Here is an 860-nt window from a genome sequence, read left to right as displayed (position 1 = left end):
GTGCAGGTACTGCCGCTCGTGCAGCACACCCCCGGTGAGGCCCTTCGGTTCGGCGAGCCGTGGGCCGTAGTTGACCCGGCCCAGGGACTCCACCCACAGCTCCACGGCCGCCGGGCCCGCGACCGGCTCGGGCAGGGCGGGGGAGTCCTCGGTGAGCACACCGGCCCGTACCCCGTCGACGTACACCACCGCCCGGTCCCGCAGCCCAGGAGCCCGCAGCGGGTACGGGCGGCGCGGGCCCGGTACGTCCAGGCGGTAGCGGACCAGGCCGCGGTCCACGTCCAGGTCCTCGAACGTGGGCGGCGCGCCGAACTCCCGCTCCGGGCCGCCGAGCACGTCGACGACCTCACCCAACGCGGTCCACTCCGTCGGCGTACAGGCCGCCGGGGACGCCAACACCGGGGGAACGGGCGGGACTTCGGGCAGCGGACCCTCCGCGTACCGGGCCAGCACCTCACGGAACGCCCAGAACTTCTCCGTGGCCCGCCCGTACTCGTCGACCGGCGCGTCATAGTCGTACGACGTCACGTCCGGCTGCAACGTCCCGTCATGCAGCTCGCCGCCACGATTGGCGCCCGCCCAGCCCGCGAAGCTCGTACCGCCGTGCGCCATGTACAGGTTCACCGACGCCCCGCACTCCAGGATCTCCGCGAGCGCCGCGGCCGCGTCCCCCGGGGCGCGCACCGTGTGCTCCGCGCCCCAGTGGTCGAACCAGCCGCACCAGAACTCCATACACATCAACGGGCCCTTCGGCCGGTGCCGGCGCAGGACCTCGAACCCGGCACGCGCCTGCGAACCGAAGTTCACCGTCGCCAGCAACCCCGGCACCGAACCACCGGTCAGCATGTGGTCCTCAGGAC

At 73.3% G+C, this 860-nt stretch carries 1 protein-coding gene; it reads right to left on the bottom strand.

The window, feature by feature from the left end; genetic code table 11:
- A partial coding sequence (locus tag GUY60_RS37960; protein ID WP_187370244.1) for a beta-galactosidase occupies positions 1-860 on the bottom strand: 860 nt, incomplete at both ends.

It is taken from the genome of Streptomyces boluensis (assembly GCF_009908195.1).
In the GTDB taxonomy this organism is placed as follows: Bacteria; Actinomycetota; Actinomycetes; order Streptomycetales; family Streptomycetaceae; genus Streptomyces; species Streptomyces boluensis.
This window is presented reverse-complemented; position numbering and strand designations above follow the sequence as displayed.